This window comes from Ectopseudomonas composti (assembly GCF_900115475.1).
Taxonomy (GTDB): domain Bacteria; phylum Pseudomonadota; class Gammaproteobacteria; order Pseudomonadales; family Pseudomonadaceae; genus Aquipseudomonas; species Aquipseudomonas composti.
This window is the reverse complement of the sequence record NZ_FOWP01000003.1, coordinates 44,749-63,024: the sequence shown is the minus strand read 5'-3', so window position 1 is coordinate 63,024 and position 18,276 is coordinate 44,749. Positions and strand designations below refer to the sequence as shown.

Below are 18,276 nucleotides of genomic sequence, written 5' to 3'. Positions count from 1 at the left end.
CATGACAGAAGCTGCCCGCGCCCCGGCGCACGACGCCATCATCCAGGAGTCCTGGTCGCGCTGCCGTGACTACGGCCTGACCCACCAGAGCGCGCCTCGCTTCGATCCTCCGGCGCCCGGCGATCTTTCGGCGCTGCTGGAGAGCCGCCAGGCCCTGGTGCAGACCACTCACCAGGAAGTGCTGCCCTACTACGGCACCATCCTGTCCAACTCCAACTGTCTGATCATGCTCGCCGACGACCAGGGCCGACTGCTGCAATCCTGGGGCGACCAGCGCTTCATCGAGCCACGCCAGGCCGCCGGCTTCGTCGCGGGCGCCAGCTGGCTGGAACGCTACACCGGCACCAACGCCATCGGCACCGCGCTCAGTTGCGGCCAGGCCGTGCATATCCAGCACGATGAACACTTCCTCAAGGCCAACCGTTTCATGACCGGCTCGGCCTCGCCGATCTTCGACGAACAGCGGCGCATGATCGCCGTGCTCGACGTGTCCAGCGACAGCTACCTGCCGCCGGCGCACACCCTGGGTATGGTGAAGATGATGAGCCAGTCGGTGGAGAACCGCCTGATCCTCAAACTGTTCGCCGACCAGTACCACCTGCTCAGCTTCAATACCAGCCTCGACAACCTCGACAGCCCCTGGGCCGGCCTGGTGGTGTTCGACGAACAGGGCCACGTGGTGTCTGCCAACCGCCGCGCTGACAACCTGCTTGGCCAACCCCTGACCTATGGCGCTATCGAGCAGTTGTTCGACGTGCCGCTGCAACAACTGCTCAACCAACCGGATGGCCAGCCCTTCAGCCTGCGCACCAGTGGCCACTTTCGCTTTCACGCGCGGGTGCGGCGCCCTGCCCGGCCAGTACCGATCCAACCTCGCGACTTCCGCCCGCAAGCGGCGCAGAGCACGCCGCAAGAGCCACAGCTGCATACGCTGAGCGCGGGTGATGCGCGGATGGACAAGGCCGTCCGCCAGGCTGAACGGCTGCTGGAGAAGGACATTCCGATTCTACTGCAGGGCGAAACCGGCGCCGGCAAGGAAGTGTTCGTCAAAGCCCTGCACCAGGCCAGTTCACGCGCCAGCCAGCCGTTCATCGCGGTCAACTGCGCAGCCATTCCGGCAGAGCTGGTGGAGTCGGAGCTGTTCGGCTATGAGAAAGGCGCCTTTACCGGCGCCAGCCGAAAGGGCCATGTCGGCCTGATCCGCAAGGCGCACAAGGGCACGCTGTTTCTCGACGAGATCGGCGACATGCCGCTACGCGTGCAGGCCCGCCTGCTGCGCGTGCTACAGGAGCGCTGCGTGCAACCGCTGGGCAGCAGCGAACTGCATCCGGTCGATGTACGCCTGGTCTCCGCCACCAATCGTCCGCTACGCCAGGACGTCGACAGTGGCCAGTTCCGCGCCGACCTGTACTACCGCATCAGCGGCCTGAACCTGGAGCTGCCACCGCTGCGCGAGCGTACCGACAAACAGGCGCTGTTCCAGAGGCTGTGGGAGCAACACCGTGAACCCCACCAGCGCGCGGGTATCAGTCGCGAGGTGCTGGAACTGTTCCAGCACCACCCCTGGCCAGGCAACCTGCGCCAGCTCAGCAGCGTGCTGCGCGTGGCGCTGGCCATGGCCGACGACCAACCCATCCGCACCGAGCACCTGCCGGACGATTTCTCTCTCGACCTGCCAACGGACGTACCCCTGCCAGTGCATCCCGAGCCCGACGACCTGGCCAGCCAATACCAGGCCTGCGGCGGTAATATCTCCTACCTGGCCCGCCACCTTGGCCTGAGCCGCAATACCCTGTACAAGCGCCTGCGCGAACAAGGCGTCCGCCCCTGAACCTTTGTTCAAGGAGCCGGCCAAAGCCATACATTTGCCATCCCGCCCGACTTCTCCAGCGGGGCTGGCGTCGCCTCGCCATGAAAGGAATTCTCCATGCGCCATCCGTACCGCCCTCTACTCACCGCCCTGGCCATGCTCGCCTCCAGCCACGCGCTGGCGACAACGTCACTAGACAAGCAGGTGGACGCCGCCGCCAAGTCGATGATGCAGACCTATGCCATCCCCGGCATGGCCATCGCCATCAGCCATAAGGGGCAGCAGCATGTCTTCGAATATGGCGTCGCCTCGCGCGAAACTGGCCAAGCCGTAGACCGCCACACGCTGTTTGAGCTGGGCTCGATCAGCAAACTGTTCACCGCCACCCTCGGCGCCTATGCCGAAGCACGTGGCACGCTGAACCTCAGCGACAACGCCAGCCAGTACCTGCCGGCCCTGCAAGGCAGCGCATTCGATCACATCAGCCTGCTGGATCTGGCCACCTACACCGCCGGCGGCCTGCCGCTGCAATTTCCAGATGCAGTCAGCAACGAACAGCAGATGCTCGATTACTACCGTAACTGGCAGGCGGTATATCCGCCGGGTACGCAACGACTGTATTCCAACCCCAGTATCGGCCTGTTCGGCCACCTGGCGGCCGCCAGCCTGGCCGAACCGTTTCAGCAGTTGATGGAGAAAGACCTGCTACCGCAACTGGGCATGCAGGAAAGCTACGTGCAGATACCGGCTGAGCAAATGGGGCGCTATGCCTGGGGCTACCGCGACGACAAAGCCGTGCGGGTAAGCCCCGGCGCACTGGACGCCGAAGCCTACGGTTTGAAATCCAGCGCCAACGACATGCTTCGCTTCATCGACGCCAACCTGCACCCGGCCTCACTGTCCGCACCGCTGCGCCAGGCCATCAGCTCCAGCCATCGCGGCCACTACCAGGTCGGTGACATGACCCAGGCGCTGGGCTGGGAACGCTACGCCTACCCTATCAGCCTGGAAAAACTGCAGGCCGGCAACTCAGCAGAAATGGCGCTGCAGCCCCAGACCGTCGAACGCTTTAGCGCGCCCAAGCCAGCCGAGGGCGATCTGCTGCTGAACAAGACCGGCTCGACCAACGGCTTCGGTGCCTACATCCTGCTGCTACCAGCACGCGATACCGGGCTGGTGATACTCGCCAACCGCAACTACCCCAACGCCGAGCGCGTGCGCCTGGCACTGCAACTGCTCGATGCCATCGAGCCGTAACGTAACCCTGGCAAGACGTGTGAGCGCGGGAAGCCGGTGCGCAAAGCGCACCCTACCGGCGCAGCCCTGCCAGCCTCGTCAGGCCGAGAAGCCACCGTCGATGGTCAGGTTGGCACCGGTGATATATGCCGCCTCCGAGCCGGCCAGATAGGCCACGAAACTAGCGATCTCCTCGGCCTTGCCGTAGCGCGGCAAGGCCATGATCTGCTTCAGCGATTCGGCGAAATCCCCCTGATCCGGGTTCATGTCGGTATCCACCGGGCCCGGTTGCACATTATTGACGGTGATGCCACGCGGCCCCAGGTCACGCGCCAGGCCCTTAGTGAAACCAGCCACCGCCGCCTTGCTCAGCGCATAGACAGAACCACCGGCGAACGGCATGCGCTCGGCATTGGTGCTGCCGATGGTGATGATGCGACCGCCCTCACCCATCATCCGCGCAGCCTCCTGGCTGGCGATCACCACGCTGCGCACGTTGACGTCCAGGGTGCGATCCAGATCCTCGATACTGAATTCATCGATCGGCGCCACCGCCAGCACACCGGCATTGTTCACCAGGATATCGAGACGACCGAAGGTATCCACCGCATGGCGGATGGCGCCGCGAATGGCCTGCTCGTCACGGCTGTCGGCCTGAATGGCGATGGCGCAGCCGCCAGCGGCTTCGATCTCACGCACCACATCGAGAGCTCCAGCCGCTGATGAAACATAGGTCAGTGCAACGGCAGCACCTTCTTTTGCCAGGCGCTGGGCAATGGCGGCACCGATACCGCGGGAGCCGCCCTGAATGAAGGCGACCTTGTTTTCGAGGGTTTTCTGAATGCTCATGGGGAATCTCCTGAAACTGAGGGGTTGAATGGAACACGCCCTCAGTATTCATCCGGCATTCAAAACCGATAAGCTAGCAATCGCTATATTCAGTCGATACCAATGGTTTATGGAGTAACCATGGAAACCCTCAGCAGCATCGAGTGCTTCGTCCGCACCGCCGAGGCAGGCAGCTTCGCCGAAGCCGCGCGGCGCCTGGGCCTGACCCCGGCAGCCGTTGGCAAGAACGTCGCACGCCTGGAGTCCAATCTCGGCGTGCGCCTGTTCCTACGTAGCACCAGACGCCTGACCCTGACCGAAGCCGGCGAGCGTTTTCTTGCAGAGGTGTCAGGCGGCTTGGCGAGCATCCAGGGCGCGGTGGCGAACCTGGCGAGCAGCCAGGGCCAACCGGCCGGCACCCTCAAGGTGAGCATGGGCGTAGCCTTTGGTCGCGACTATATCCTGCCGCACCTGGCCGATTTCCTCGCGCGTTACCCGGCGATCACCCCGGATTGGCATTTCGACAACCGTGCCGTCGATCTCATTGGTGAAGGCTTCGACGCAGCCATCGGCGGCGGCTTCGAATTACCTCCCGGCGCGATTGCCCGGCAACTGGCACCTGCCCACCGAGTGCTGCTGGCGGCACCGACCTATCTGGCCAGACAAGCCCCCATCGCGCGACCGGAGGATCTGCCCCGGCACGACGGCATCCTCATCCGCTCACCGCAGACCGGCCGCGTGCGCACTTGGCCGCTGCGCACGCGTGACAATCAGCAGGCCACCCTCGAACTGAAGCAGCGCATGACCATGAACGATCCCGAAGCGGCTTGCCATGCGGCCCTGCAAGGCCTTGGCATCACCCTGGTCAGCACCGTCCACGCGCTACCCTATTTGCAACGCGGCAGTCTGCAGCGGGTATTACCCGACTGGTACGTCGACACCGGGAGCCTGAGCCTCTACTTCAGCGCGCAGAAGCTACTGCCGGCCAAGACCCGGGTATTCATCGACTTTATCGTCGAGCGATTTCGTGAGCATCGCTGGGCGGAGCGTTTTGACGCTCGCCAACCACGCTAGCGCTTTTCCCAGAAATGACAAAGGCCGCTGGAAAGCGGCCTTTGTCATTCAGCGCTGCACTTACTCGGCAAGGCGCCAGGTGGTTCCGCCTTTGCCGTCTTCCAGCACCACGCCCATGGCGGTGAGCTGGTCGCGAATGCGGTCGCTTTCAGCCCAATTCTTATCGGCACGGGCCTGCAGGCGCGCGGCGATCAACGCATCGACCTCGGCCGCATCGACCTTGCCGGCAGCGCCGGCCTGAAGGAAGGCTTCCGGCTCCAGTTGCAATACGCCGAGCACGCTGGCCAGTTGCTTGAGCTGAGCAGCCAGACCGGCGGCGGCCTGCAGATCAGACTCGCGCAGACGATTGACCTCACGGATCATCTCGAACAACACGGCGCAGGCTTCCGGCGAGTTGAAGTCGTCGTCCATCGCCGCACCGAAGCGCTCGACGAACGCCTCGCCACCGGCAGGCGCCGCTTCCGGCAGACCTTTGAGACCGTTGTAGAAACGCTCCAGGGCGCCCTTGGCTTCCTTGAGGCTCTCTTCCGAGTAGTTGATCGGACTGCGGTAGTGGCTGGACACCAGCAGGTAGCGCACCACCTCCGGGTGGTACTTCTCCAGCACCTCGCGAATGGTGAAGAAGTTGCCCAGGCTCTTGGACATCTTCTCGCCATCCACGCGCACCGCGCCGGCGTGCATCCAGGCATTGGCGTACTGCTTGCCGGTGGCCGCCTCGCTCTGCGCGATTTCGTTCTCGTGGTGCGGAAACACCAGGTCCGGGCCGCCGCCGTGGATGTCGAAGGTCTCACCAAGGCAGCAGGTGGACATCACCGAGCACTCGATATGCCAGCCCGGACGCCCCTTGCCCCAAGGCGAATCCCAGCTCGGCTCGCCCGGCTTGGCGCCTTTCCACAGCACGAAGTCCAGTGGGTCTTCCTTGATTTCGTCGACTTCTATGCGCGCGCCGATCTTCAGCTCGTCGATCTTGCGGCGCGACAGCTTGCCGTAGGTCTCGAACTTGGTGACGCGGTAGTACACGTCGCCATTGCCCGGCGCATAGGCGAAGCCCTTGTCGATCAGGGTCTGGATCATCTGGTGCATGCCGGCGATATGCCCGGTGGCACGCGGCTCGATGTCCGGGCGCAGCACGGACAGGCGCGCCTCGTCCTCGTGCATCGCCGCGATCATGCGCTCGACCAAAGCTTCGAACGGCTCGCCGTTCTGATTGGCGCGCTTGATGATCTTGTCGTCGATATCGGTGATGTTGCGCACGTAGGTCACGTCGTAGCCGCGCTGACGCAACCAACGCGTGACCACGTCGAAGGCGACCATCACACGGGCATGACCGATGTGGCAGAAGTCATAGACGGTCATGCCGCACACGTACATGCGCACGTGGTTGCCTTCCAGCGGTTTGAACGCGTCCTTGGTCTTGCTCAGAGTGTTGTAAATCGACAGTGCCATTTACTGCCCCCAGGAATCGCGCAGGGTGACGGTACGGTTGAATACCGGCTTGCCGGGCTGCGAATCCTTGTCCAGGCAGAAATAACCTTCGCGTTCGAACTGGAAGCGATCATCGGCAGTGGCCTGGGCCAGCGATGGCTCGGCGCGGCAACCGGTAAGCACCACCAGCGACTCCGGGTTGATGTTGTCGAGGAAGCTACCGCCCTCTTCGCTCTTCTCCGGGTTGGCCGAGCGGAACAGTCGATCGTACAGGCGCACTTCGCACTCGACGCTTTCGGCGGCCGGCACCCAGTGAATCACACCCTTGACCTTGCGGCCTTCCGGGTTCTTGCCGAGGGTGTTCTCGTCATAGGAGCAGCGCAGCTCGACGATATTGCCGGCGGCGTCCTTGATGGCCTCGTCAGCGCGGATCACGTAGCTGCCACGCAGGCGCACTTCGCCACCGGGGATCAGGCGCTTGAAGCCGTCCGGCGGAGTTTCTTCGAAATCGCTGGCATCGATGTAGATCTCGCGGGAGAACGGCAGCACACGGGTGCCGATGTCCTGCTTGGGATGGCGCGCCAGCTCCAGATTCTCCACCTGGCCTTGCGGGTAGTTGCTGATCACCACCTTCAGCGGCTTGAGCACGCACATGGCGCGCGCAGCGTTGGCGTCCAGATCGTCACGAATCGCGAACTCAAGCATGCCGATGTCCACCAGGCCACCAGCACGGTTGACGCCAATCATGTCGCAGAAGGTGCGGATCGAAGCCGGGGTGTAGCCGCGACGACGGTAGCCGGACAGCGTCGACATGCGTGGGTCGTCCCAGCCGTTGACGTGCTTCTCATCGACCAATTGCTTGAGCTTGCGCTTGCTGGTGATGGTGTAGTTCAGGTTCAGCCGGGCGAATTCGTACTGACGCGGTTGCGCCGGCACCGACAGGTTTTCCAGGAACCACTCGTACAGCGGGCGGTGATCCTCGAACTCCAGGGTGCAGATGGAGTGCGTCACGCCCTCGATCGCATCGGACTGGCCATGGGTGAAGTCATAGCTCGGGTAGATGCACCACGCGTCGCCGGTCTGGTGGTGATGGGCGTGGCGAATGCGGTACAGGATCGGGTCGCGCAGGTTGATGTTCGGCGAGGCCATGTCGATCTTGGCACGCAGCGAACGGGCGCCATCGGGGAACTCACCGGCCTTCATACGGGCGAACAGGTCGAGGTTCTCCTCGACGCTGCGCTCGCGGAACGGGCTGTTCTTGCCTGGCTCGGTCAGGTTGCCACGGTACTCGCGCATCTCTTCGGCATTCAGATCGCAGACGAAGGCCTTACCGACCTTGATCAGCTCAACGGCCCAGGCGTGCAATTGATCGAAATAGTTGGAGGCATAGCGCTCTTCACCGGCCCACTTGAAGCCCAGCCACTCGACGTCGGCCTTGATCGCGTCGATGTATTCCTGATCTTCCTTGGCCGGGTTGGTGTCGTCGAAACGCAGGTTGCACTGGCCACCGAACTCTTCGGCCAGGCCGAAGTTCAGGCAGATGCTCTTGGCGTGGCCGATGTGCAGGTAGCCGTTGGGCTCCGGCGGAAAGCGGGTCACGATAGTGGCGTGCTTGCCGCTGTCCAGATCAGCCTGGACGATGGGGCGCAGGAAGTTGGCAGCTTTTTCGACGGTAGGCTTGCTCATGGTGTCCTTAACAATACTGGCGCGGCACAGGGTAGGCCGCTTCGGGCAAAGTCCGTATCATAACCAACCTGTCAAGCCCCTGACAGGGTGCACACCACCCTGACAAGCGCTGTTCACCTCAGAGCCATTGGCTCGAACCTGCCCCATCACGGATACGATCATGATCAAACTGCACACCAACCACGGCGTCATCACCCTGAACCTGTTCGCCGACAAGGCCCCGGAAACCGTGGCCAACTTCGAGCAATACGTGAAGGAAGGCCATTACGACGGCACCATTTTCCACCGTGTAATCGGCAACTTCATGATCCAGGGCGGCGGTTTTGAGCCAGGTATGAAGCAAAAGCCGACCCGCGCACCGATCAAGAACGAAGCCAACAACGGCGTCGCCAACAAGGTCGGCACCGTCGCCATGGCCCGCACCATGGAGCCGCATTCGGCCAGTGCGCAGTTCTTCATCAACGTCGCCGACAACGCTTTCCTCAACCACAGCGCGCCGACCGTTCAGGGCTGGGGCTACGCGGTATTCGGTGAAGTGGTCGAAGGCCTGGACGTGGTCGAGAAGATCAAGGGCGTGGCCACCACCATGAAATCCGGCCACCAGGACGTACCGGTGGACGACGTGGTAATCGAGAAGGCCGAAGTCGTCTGACAGACCGACGAAAAACTACTGCGCTAGGCTATGCGTCGTTGCGGCCGGCCTCGGGCTGCTCATTTACAGCCCGTAAACTCCGCGCCCTCGGCCACCCGCGCCTAGCCTAGCCGTCGCTCGCTACCTTTTTCATCGGTCTGTTAAACGAAATGATCCTGCTGATCTCCGATCTGCACCTCGAAGAGAAACGCCCGGACATCACCCGGGCGTTTCTGCATTTTCTCGCCACGCGCGCGCGCCAGGCCGAGGCGCTGTACATCCTCGGCGACTTCTTCGAAGTCTGGATCGGCGACGACGGCATGACGCCCTTCCAGCACGAGATCGCCTGCGCCTTGCGTGAGCTGAGCAAAACCGGCACGCGTATCTACCTGATGCATGGCAATCGCGACTTCCTTATCGGCAAGGTTTTCTGCCGCGAGGCGGGCTGCACCTTGCTGAGCGACCCGCACAAGGTGCAGATGGGCGGCGAACCGGTGCTGTTGATGCATGGCGATAGTCTATGCACCCTCGATGTCGGCTACATGAAGCTGCGCCGCTGGCTGCGCAATCCACTCTCGCTGCTGATCCTGCGCAACCTACCGCTCACTACCCGGCAGAAGCTGGCGCGCAAGCTGCGCAACGAAAGCCGCGCACAAACGCGGATGAAGGCCAGCGACATCGTCGACGTCACGCCGGAGGAAGTGATCAGGGTAATGGCCGAGCACGACGTACGTACGCTGATCCATGGTCATACCCACCGGCCGGCGGTGCATGAGTTGGAAGTGAACGGCCAGTCATCACGGCGCATCGTGCTGGGCGACTGGGATCGCCAGGGTTGGGCGCTGCAGGTCGATGACGAAGGCTTCACGCAGGCGCCGTTCGAGCTATAGGGCTCTGCTCCCTTCTCCCGCTTGCGGGAGAGGGGCTGGGGGAGAAGGCAACTGCGTAGGCTGAAGCACCCTCTCTCGCCCTTCGGGCACCCTCTCCCATAAATAGGAGAGGGTCATCAGATGGCCGCTTCGCGGCTGCTTTCTATGGGCACACCGCTATGGAAACGGAACTGCTCATCCGGTGTGGTGATCAGCTCACGCTCCACCGCGCGCACCACCTCGATACGCGCATCCACGTCGGCCGCATCGCCATACAGATAGGCAAGCTTGAGATAGCCCCGGTAGTGGCGTCCTTCGCTCTCCAGCAGCCCAGCGTAGAACTTGGCCAACTCGGCATCCAGGCGCGGCACCAGCGCAGCGAAGCGCTCGCAGGAGCGGGCCTCGATGAAAGCCCCGACCACCAGCACATCCACCAGCCGCTCCACTTCGCCACCACGCAGCAGTGCGCGCAAGCCGGCGGCGTAGCGTGAGGCGGACACATGGCGAACCTCGATGCCACGCCCACGGATGATCTTGCTCACCTGCTCGAAGTGCACCAGCTCCTCACGGGCCAAACGCGACATTCTCGCGGTCAATTCGGTCTTGGTCAGGTAGCGCCCCATCAGGCTCAAGGCCGTTTGCGCTGCCTTGTATTCCAGATTGCGGTGGTCGAGCAGGAGGATTTCCTGCTGGCGCAAGGCCTCGTCCAGCCAGGCGTCGGGGGTAGCAACACCGCCGAGAAACGCGAGAATTTCCTGCAGGATCGACACAGGTTCCTCACCATTACTCGGAACATGCTGGGCATTTGACATCATATTTGAAGCGCTCTTGGTGCTGGCGAGGTTGAAAATGGCGGGCCATTATACGAGTGGCAGGCCGGACGACCAGCACGCTGTTGATACAGGTCAAGAAGCCGCAGGCAACGACGCACCTATAGTTGGCTAAGCGCTATTCATTCTCAGGGAGACGACCATGCAAGCGATCCGTAGCATTCTGGTGGTGATGGAGCCGCAGCACCCCGAAGGCCTCGCACTGAAGCGGGCAAAACTGATAGCGGGAGTCACCCAGTCACATTTGCACCTACTGGTCTGCGACAAGAAAGGCGACCACAGCGCCTGGCTCAATGAGCTTGGCAGCAGCCTCGGCGCAGAGGGCTTCAGCGCCACCACCCAGCAGTCCTGGCACGACAACCCGCACCAAACCATCATCGCCGTGCAACAGGCCGAAGGCTGCAGCCTGGTGATCAAGCAGCACGTCCCCGACAACCCGCTGAAGAAGGCCATCCTCACCCCGGAAGACTGGAAGCTACTGCGCTACTGTCCGTCCCCGGTGCTGATGGTCAAGACCGACACGCCCTGGACCGGCGGCAACATCCTTGCTGCCGTGGACGTCGGCAACGCAGACGGCGAGCACCGCACCTTGCATTCCGGCATCGTCAGCCACGGCTACGATATCGCCGGCCTGGCCCAGGGCACGCTGCACGTGGTCACTGCTCACCCGACGCCGATGCTGTCCGCCGCCGATCCGACCTTCCAGCTCAAGGAAACCATCGAAGCGCGCTACCGCGAGCAGTGCCGGACCTTCCAGGCCGAGTACGACATCAGTGACGAGCGCCTGCACGTGCTCGAAGGCCCAGCCGATGTGGTGATTCCACAGGTCGCCCACCAATTCAGCGCAGCGGTCACGGTCATTGGCACCGTGGCACGCACCGGCCTTTCCGGCGCACTGATCGGCAACACGGCAGAAGTCATACTCGACGCGCTGGAAAGTGACGTGTTGGTGCTCAAGCCGGGCGACATCATTGCGCATCTGGAAGAGCTGGTGTCGCAGCGCTAGAACGTAGAGTGCGCCGTGCGCACCAGCGGCTTGACGGGTACTGAAGCCGATCCCGGAAGCGGTGCGCGCAGCCTAGGCGGCCCCGCGACACCCTACGGGTCATCGCCTCTCACACGCGGACTTCCAGCCCTTCGCGCAAGAATTTCGGCGCGATATAGCGCTCGTAATGCGCTTCCGAGAGCAGGAAGAATTCGCGGTCGATGGCGTCACGCAATTCGGGCAAAGCCCAATTGCGGAATTCAGGTAGTACAACCATGCCATATGCCTCCAACTGATTGATCATCCGCGCGCCGCGCGCGATCAGTTGATAGGCCCAGCAGTAAGGCGACTGTTGCGGCACGAAACGAATCTGCCGCTGTTCCAGCTGGCCACGTAGACGCTGCTCATCGAACACCTCGACCTTGCCCGCCATCACCTGCACCAACAGCACTTCCAGACGCGTCCAGACGGCGCGCTTCTCGTCGTCGCTGTAGCTGTTCCAGTTGATCACCTCATGGTGGAAACGCTTGCAACCGCGGCACACGACATCGCCGTAGACGGTCGAACAAAGCCCCACACAAGGCGTCTTGATGCGCTGATTGGACATGGCGAAACAACATAAACGGCAAAACGGCCTGGCATGTTAGCCCTTTGTCTAATCCAGATCACCCCTGCCGACAGCCCTCTGAAAACTGCCTGCGTTGGCACTACTGCGTTAAAAACGGCCTAAAAATGCTCACTTAGAGCAGCTAACCTGCATTTTTTCGGCCGTTTTGCTCTTGTATCGCCTGCCTCGCCCAGGTTTTCAGCAGCCTGCCGCGACAAGGACATCGGCTTAACTTTATCCGCGCTTTCCAGTAGAATCGGCCCGCCTTTTAAGGCGCCAATGTCCGTTGGAAGCTGTTTTCAAAGCGTCACGAGCACAGTCGATCCTGCAGGTACGATGGCGGCGCAGCCACTTGGAGTCCCCCCAAGCGCCTGCGTCAGCCCTCATCAGAAACCGTCCTGCCGGCGTAAAACTTTGAAAGCAGCTTCTACAAGAGACTCGTGAAACCTCGGCTGATCGGCTCATAAAGTCGAAAAGCGCCTGGCTCATGGGTATCTGGATCGCGTCCCGGACAACCCTTTGGGACCACTGATGAGGGTAATAACTGTGCTTGAAGCCTATCGCAAACACGTAGCAGAGCGTGCCGCTCAGGGTATCGTGCCCCAGCCGCTGAACGCCGAACAAACCGCAGGCCTGGTCGAGCTGCTGAAAAACCCGCCGGCTGGCGAAGAAGAATTCCTCGTAGACCTGATCACCAACCGCGTACCGCCAGGCGTCGATGAAGCAGCCTACGTCAAGGCTGGTTTCCTCTCTGCAATTGCCAAGGGCGAAGCCACTTCCTCGCTGATCAGCAAGCAGCGCGCTGTCGAGCTGCTGGGCACCATGCAGGGTGGCTACAACATCGCTACCCTGGTCGAGCTGCTGGACAGCGCCGAGCTGGCTGCCGTTGCCGCAGAACAACTCAAGCACACCCTGCTGATGTTCGACGCCTTCCACGACGTGGCTGAAAAAGCCAAAGCCGGCAACGCTCACGCCAAAGCCGTGCTGCAGTCCTGGGCTGATGGCGAGTGGTTCAAGAAGCGCCCGACCCTGGCCGACAAGATCAGCCTGCGCGTTTTCAAGGTCACCGGCGAAACCAACACCGACGACCTGTCCCCTGCCCCGGACGCCTGGTCGCGCCCTGACATCCCGCTGCACGCCCTGGCCATGCTGAAAATGGCCCGCGACGGTATCGTGCCGGACGTGCAAGGCTCCATCGGCCCGATGAAGCAGATCGAGCAAATGCGCGGCGAAGGCTTCCCGATCGCCTACGTCGGTGACGTGGTTGGTACCGGTTCCTCGCGTAAATCCGCCACCAACTCGGTGCTGTGGTTCTTCGGCGACGACATCCCGTACGTGCCGAACAAGCGCGGCGGCGGCTTCTGCTTCGGCTCCAAGATCGCTCCGATCTTCTACAACACCATGGAAGACGCCGGCGCCCTGCCGATCGAATTCGATGTGTCGAACATCAACATGGGCGACGTGATCGACCTGTACCCGCACGCTGGCAAAGTCTGCAAGCACGGTACCGACGAGGTCATCACCACCTTCGAACTGAAAACCCCGGTACTGCTCGACGAAGTTCGCGCTGGCGGCCGTATCCCGCTGATCGTCGGCCGTGGCCTGACCGAGAAAGCACGCGCCGAGCTGGGCCTGGGCCCAACCGACCTGTTCAAACTGCCGGAAGCGCCGGTCGACACTGGCAAGGGCTACACCCTGGCCCAGAAGATGGTCGGCAAGGCCTGCGGTCTGCCGGAAGGCAAAGGCGTCCGTCCGGGCACCTACTGCGAACCGAAAATGACCACCGTCGGCTCCCAGGACACCACTGGCCCGATGACCCGCGACGAGCTGAAAGACCTGGCGTGCCTGGGCTTCTCCGCTGACCTGGTGATGCAGTCGTTCTGCCACACCGCCGCTTATCCGAAGCCGATCGACGTCACCACCCACCACACCCTGCCGGATTTCATCCGCACCCGTGGCGGCGTGTCGCTGCGTCCCGGCGACGGCATCATCCACAGCTGGCTGAACCGTATGCTGCTGCCGGATACCGTTGGTACCGGTGGTGACTCGCATACCCGCTTCCCGATCGGCATCTCCTTCCCGGCCGGTTCCGGCCTGGTGGCCTTCGCCGCTGCCACCGGCGTTATGCCGCTGGACATGCCGGAGTCGGTTCTGGTGCGCTTCAAGGGCAAGCTGAACCCAGGTATCACCCTGCGTGACCTGGTCCATGCCATCCCTTACTACGGCATCCAGAATGGCCTGCTGACCGTCGAGAAGAAAGGCAAGATCAACGCCTTCTCCGGCCGCATCCTGGAAATCGAAGGCCTGGACGAGCTGACCGTCGAGCAAGCGTTCGAACTGTCCGACGCCTCTGCCGAGCGTTCCGCTGCTGGTTGCACCATCAAGCTGCCGGAAAAAGCCATTGCCGAGTACCTGAAGTCGAACATCACCCTGCTGCGCTGGATGATCAGCGAAGGCTACGGCGATGCCCGCACCATGGAGCGTCGCGCTCAAGCGATGGAAGCCTGGCTGGCCAACCCTGTGCTGCTCAGCGCCGACAAGGACGCCGAGTACGCCGAAGTCATCGAAATCGACCTAGCCGACATCAAGGAGCCTGTGCTCTGCGCGCCGAACGATCCGGACGACGCGCGTCTGCTGTCGACCGTTCAGGGCGAGAAGATCGACGAAGTGTTCATCGGTTCGTGCATGACCAACATCGGTCACTTCCGCGCTGCCGGTAAGCTGCTGGATCAGGTCAAGGGTCAACTGCCGACTCGTCTGTGGCTGTCGCCGCCGACCAAGATGGACGCTCACCAACTGACCGAAGAAGGCTACTACGGTATCTACGGCAAAGCCGGCGCGCGCATGGAAATGCCGGGCTGCTCGCTGTGCATGGGTAACCAGGCACGCGTCGAGCCGAATTCGACCGTGGTGTCGACTTCGACCCGTAACTTCCCGAACCGCCTGGGCGATGGTGCCAACGTGTACCTGGCGTCTGCCGAGCTGGCCGCTGTCGCGTCCATCCTGGGTAAGCTGCCGACCGTCGAGGAGTACATGGAGTACGCGAAGAACATCGACAGCATGGCTGCCGACGTTTACCGCTACCTGAGCTTCGACCAGATCGCCGAGTTCCGCGAAGCGGCGGCGAGCGCTCAGATCCCGGTCGTTCAGGCCTGATCCAAGCGTCATCATGATGAGCCCCGCCTAGTGCGGGGCTTTTTTATGGGTTCTTTGCACAGCTTGGGGAAAGTGCGGGTTGAGCCGGGCTGGCAAGTTTGTGTGCGTATCGCTTACTGACTTGGCACTATCCGTTACTGCGTGCGCTGAGCGTTTGGGTTGCGCCCCTTACGGGCGCCACACCTTTCTTGCTTGCCCAAGAAAGGTGTGCCAAAGAAGGGCACCCCGACATCCGGGTTTCGCTACGCGAAACTTCCCTCGCTCCGGTGCTGCTCCGGGGACCGGCTTACATGGGCCATCCCTGGCCCATTAAGCCTCTCGCCGCATCCATGCGGCTCGCTCCCCTACGCAACACCTCCACTCGGCCTCCTGAAGGGGGCCGGGTCACGAGCTTGCGTAATCTTCGCAGAATTGAAATTAGCGGCGTCTGTGCCTTGCCTTTGCTCTTCAACTGCGATGGTACAAACGACGCCCAAGTCCCCTTCAGGAGGCCGAGTGGAATCGCCATGTAAGGGGTTGAGCGACATGGATGTCGCGAGAGCTGCGATGGGCCAGGGATGGCCCTTCGCAGCGTGCCCCTGGAGTGGTGATGGAACGAGGGAACCCCGGCGTAGCCGGGGCCGGATGTCGGGGTGCCCTTCTCTTTGGTTACTTTCTCTTGGGCAAGCAAGAGAAAGTGACTCGCCCGTGAGGGGCGAAACCAAGACGAAAGATCGCCACACTAATGATCGTTGCCCGAAGATAAATAGCGCTGCGTACAGAAAACACAAACTTGCCAGTCCGATATCAAGCGGATCCTCCACGCAAGAATGCGAAGAACCTTTCTATACCCACGCCAAATGGCCTTTTTCCGCACCCGGCTTGCAGCCGATGCACCACCGTCTACCGTCTGAAATGGGGAGTCCCCCGACAACCATTCAGGAGCCCATCATGAAGCCATGGATCATCGTCGCCCTGTGCCTGCTTGGCCTGGCCGGCTGCGCCAGCGAATACATCATCACCACCACAGACGGCCAGATGCTCACCAGCGATGGCAAGCCGGAACTGGACGAGGACACCGGCATGCTCGAGTTCACCGACAGCGAGGGCCGCAAGCAACAGATTCCGCAAAGCAGCGTCAAACAGATGCTCGAGCGCTGAGGCCTGAAAGCGCGCTGGCATATGCCTTGCTTCATCTCATCGCAAAAGGCCCTTCCAACGTCGGAAATGGCTTGATCGACAACGGCGTCGTATTCGATCCCTGCTTTGCAGCCGGGATGGGTACGACGCTTTTTTATGGACGGCAATCCATGAACCACCGTCTTTTGCGTGAGCGTAAGGAAACAGCATGAGCGAACACGACACCCCGCGTGACGATGCCCTGGCCTGGGCCTGGGGCAGCGACGCCCCGGAGAAGAGCGTGCTGAACATCGGCTTCATGGCCTTGAGCGACTCGGCTTCGGTGATTGTCGCCGCGACCCAGGGTTTCGCCGAGAAATATGGGCTGAGCCTCAGGCTGCAGCGTCAGACGTCCTGGGCCAGCTCGCGCGACCGCCTGCTCAGTGGTGAACTGGACGCCGCCCACAGCCTCTATGGGTTGATCTACGGCGTGCAGCTGGGCCTAGGCGGTGCGGCGACCACCGATATGGCCGTACTCATGGGGCTGAACCAGAACGGCCAGAGCATCAACCTCTCGCAAACGCTGCAGGAGGCCGGCGTGACCAGCGGCGAAGCACTGCGGCAATACGTGCACCAGCATGAAGCACGCCTGACCTTCGCCCAGACGTTCCCGACCGGCACCCATGCGATGTGGCTCTACTACTGGCTGGCCAGCCAGGGCATTCATCCGCTGCGCGATGTCGACAGCGTAGTGGTGCCGCCGCCACAGATGGTCGAACACCTCAAGGCCAGGCGCATCGACGGCTTCTGCGTCGGCGAGCCCTGGACCGCCAAGGCCGTCGATGAACAGCTCGGCTGCACCGTCACCACCATTCAGGCGATCTGGCCAGATCACCCGGAAAAAGTGCTGGGCTGCACCCGCGCCTTCGTCGACCAGAATCCCAACACCGCCCGCGCCCTGATCATGGCGGTGCTCGACGCCGCACGCTTCATTGATGACAGCGAGGAAAACAGGCGCAGTACCGCCCTGCTGCTCAGCGGCAGCGACTACGTCAACGCTCCAGTCTCGGCGATCACCCCGCGCTTCCTCGGTCAGTATCAGAACGGCCTCGGCCACGCCTGGCAGGACGAGCACCCGCTGCGCTTCCATGCCGGCGGCCTGGTCAACCAGCCCTACCTGTCCGATGCCATGTGGTTCATGACCCAGTTCCGTCGCTGGGGCCTGCTGCGCAGCGACCCCGACTACCTGGACGTAGCCCGCCAGGTTCAGCAACTGGCGCTGTACCGCGAGGCAGCAACAGCACTGGGGATTGCAGTGCCGGGCGAGATGCGCAGCTCGATCCTGCAGGACGGCACGTGCTGGGACGGCAGCGATCCCGCCGCCTACGCCCGCAGTTTTCGTCTGCATGCCCTGGCCGACAGCTCGGCTGTCGCCGTGTAACTGCCAGGAGAGCCCTCGATGCTGCGTATCCTGCTGATCAACGACACCCCGAAGAAAGTCGGCCGCCTGAAATGCGCGCTGATCGAGGCGGGTTTCGAGGTGATCGACGAATCCGGCTTGACCATCGACCTGCCCGAACGCGTCGAGGCCGTGCGTCCCGACGTCATCCTGATCGATACCGAATCCCCCGGCCGCGACGTGATGGAACAAGTGGTGCTGGTCAGCCGTGACCAACCGCGTCCCATCGTCATGTTCACCGACGAGCACGACCCCGGCGTGATGCGCCAGGCGATCCAGAGCGGCGTCAGCGCCTACATCGTCGAGGGCATCCACGCTCAGCGCCTGCAACCGATTCTCGACGTCGCCATGGCCCGCTTCGAGAGCGACCAGGCGCTACGCGCGCAGCTGCAGGCACGTGACGCACAACTGGCTGAACGCAAGCGCGTGGAGCTGGCCAAGGGCCTGCTGATGAAGATGAAGAGTTGCAACGAGGAAGAGGCCTACACCCTGATGCGGCGCCAGGCCATGAGCCGCCAGCAGAAGCTGATTCAGGTGGCCGAACAGATCATCGCCATGCACGACATGCTCGGCGGCTGAGCA

The 18,276-nt window shown here is 62.4% G+C and carries 15 protein-coding genes; 10 read left to right on the top strand and 5 right to left on the bottom strand.

Annotated elements, in window-relative coordinates:
• Position 1: 1 nt before the first annotated feature.
• Positions 2 to 1,831, top strand: coding sequence for a sigma-54-dependent Fis family transcriptional regulator (locus tag BM059_RS06490; protein WP_074937517.1), 1,830 nt, complete (start codon positions 2 to 4; stop codon positions 1,829 to 1,831).
• Positions 1,832 to 1,927: 96 nt separating this feature from the next.
• Positions 1,928 to 3,067 carry a PRC family class C beta-lactamase gene (gene blaPRC, locus BM059_RS06485; RefSeq protein ID WP_074937515.1) on the top strand — a complete coding sequence of 380 codons (1,140 nt, stop codon included), beginning with the start codon at positions 1,928 to 1,930 and terminating at the stop codon, positions 3,065 to 3,067.
• A gap of 78 nt (positions 3,068 to 3,145) precedes the next feature.
• Here blaPRC and BM059_RS06480 read toward each other — a convergent pair whose 3' ends face one another.
• Complete coding sequence (locus BM059_RS06480; RefSeq protein WP_074937513.1) at positions 3,146 to 3,895, bottom strand: 3-oxoacyl-ACP reductase family protein; 750 nt, start codon at positions 3,893 to 3,895, stop codon at positions 3,146 to 3,148.
• 120 nt (positions 3,896 to 4,015) lie between these two features.
• On the opposite strand from BM059_RS06480, the gene BM059_RS06475 reads away from it, so the two are divergent.
• On the top strand, positions 4,016 to 4,948 hold the full coding sequence (locus BM059_RS06475) for a LysR family transcriptional regulator (protein WP_074937512.1): 933 nt from the start codon (positions 4,016 to 4,018) through the stop codon (positions 4,946 to 4,948).
• Between the two features lie 60 nt (positions 4,949 to 5,008).
• Here the strand turns inward: BM059_RS06475 and cysS are convergent, their stop codons facing one another.
• On the bottom strand, positions 5,009 to 6,394 hold the full coding sequence (gene cysS, locus BM059_RS06470; RefSeq protein ID WP_074937511.1) for a cysteine--tRNA ligase: 1,386 nt from the start codon (positions 6,392 to 6,394) through the stop codon (positions 5,009 to 5,011).
• Positions 6,395 to 8,059 (bottom strand): glutamine--tRNA ligase/YqeY domain fusion protein, encoded by a 1,665-nt coding sequence (locus BM059_RS06465; RefSeq protein WP_074937509.1) that lies wholly within the window; start codon positions 8,057 to 8,059, stop codon positions 6,395 to 6,397.
• Between the two features lie 160 nt (positions 8,060 to 8,219).
• Here BM059_RS06465 and BM059_RS06460 point away from each other — a divergent pair, with 160 nt between their 5' ends.
• The gene (locus BM059_RS06460; RefSeq protein WP_074937507.1) at positions 8,220 to 8,711 is read left to right on the top strand and encodes a peptidylprolyl isomerase; all 492 of its coding nucleotides are present in this window, start codon (positions 8,220 to 8,222) and stop codon (positions 8,709 to 8,711) included.
• A 149-nt stretch (positions 8,712 to 8,860) separates the two neighbouring features.
• Positions 8,861 to 9,580, top strand: coding sequence for a UDP-2,3-diacylglucosamine diphosphatase (lpxH, locus tag BM059_RS06455; RefSeq protein WP_074937505.1), 720 nt, complete (start codon positions 8,861 to 8,863; stop codon positions 9,578 to 9,580).
• Between the two features lie 116 nt (positions 9,581 to 9,696).
• On the opposite strand, the gene miaE is transcribed toward lpxH, so the two are convergent.
• Positions 9,697 to 10,374 carry a MiaE family protein gene (gene miaE / locus BM059_RS06450; RefSeq protein WP_074937503.1) on the bottom strand — a complete coding sequence of 226 codons (678 nt, stop codon included), beginning with the start codon at positions 10,372 to 10,374 and terminating at the stop codon, positions 9,697 to 9,699.
• A 157-nt stretch (positions 10,375 to 10,531) separates the two neighbouring features.
• Here miaE and BM059_RS06445 point away from each other — a divergent pair, with 157 nt between their 5' ends.
• On the top strand, positions 10,532 to 11,395 hold the full coding sequence (locus BM059_RS06445) for a universal stress protein (protein ID WP_074937501.1): 864 nt from the start codon (positions 10,532 to 10,534) through the stop codon (positions 11,393 to 11,395).
• A gap of 109 nt (positions 11,396 to 11,504) precedes the next feature.
• On the opposite strand, the gene BM059_RS06440 is transcribed toward BM059_RS06445, so the two are convergent.
• The gene (locus BM059_RS06440) at positions 11,505 to 11,981 is read right to left on the bottom strand and encodes a DUF1289 domain-containing protein (protein ID WP_074937500.1); all 477 of its coding nucleotides are present in this window, start codon (positions 11,979 to 11,981) and stop codon (positions 11,505 to 11,507) included.
• A gap of 546 nt (positions 11,982 to 12,527) precedes the next feature.
• Here BM059_RS06440 and acnB point away from each other — a divergent pair.
• The 4 genes from acnB (at position 12,528) to BM059_RS06420 (ending at position 18,273) form a co-directional block, all read left to right on the top strand.
• A complete protein-coding gene (acnB, locus tag BM059_RS06435) occupies positions 12,528 to 15,137 on the top strand; it encodes a bifunctional aconitate hydratase 2/2-methylisocitrate dehydratase (protein WP_074937499.1) in 2,610 nt (869 codons plus the stop codon).
• Positions 15,138 to 16,067: 930 nt separating this feature from the next.
• The gene (locus BM059_RS06430) at positions 16,068 to 16,277 is read left to right on the top strand and encodes a YgdI/YgdR family lipoprotein (RefSeq protein ID WP_074937497.1); all 210 of its coding nucleotides are present in this window, start codon (positions 16,068 to 16,070) and stop codon (positions 16,275 to 16,277) included.
• Between the two features lie 187 nt (positions 16,278 to 16,464).
• Positions 16,465 to 17,676, top strand: a complete 1,212-nt coding sequence (locus BM059_RS06425) for a CmpA/NrtA family ABC transporter substrate-binding protein (protein WP_074937495.1) — start codon at positions 16,465 to 16,467, stop codon at positions 17,674 to 17,676.
• 18 nt (positions 17,677 to 17,694) lie between these two features.
• The gene (locus BM059_RS06420; RefSeq protein WP_036999951.1) at positions 17,695 to 18,273 is read left to right on the top strand and encodes an ANTAR domain-containing response regulator; all 579 of its coding nucleotides are present in this window, start codon (positions 17,695 to 17,697) and stop codon (positions 18,271 to 18,273) included.
• Positions 18,274 to 18,276 lie beyond the last annotated feature (3 nt).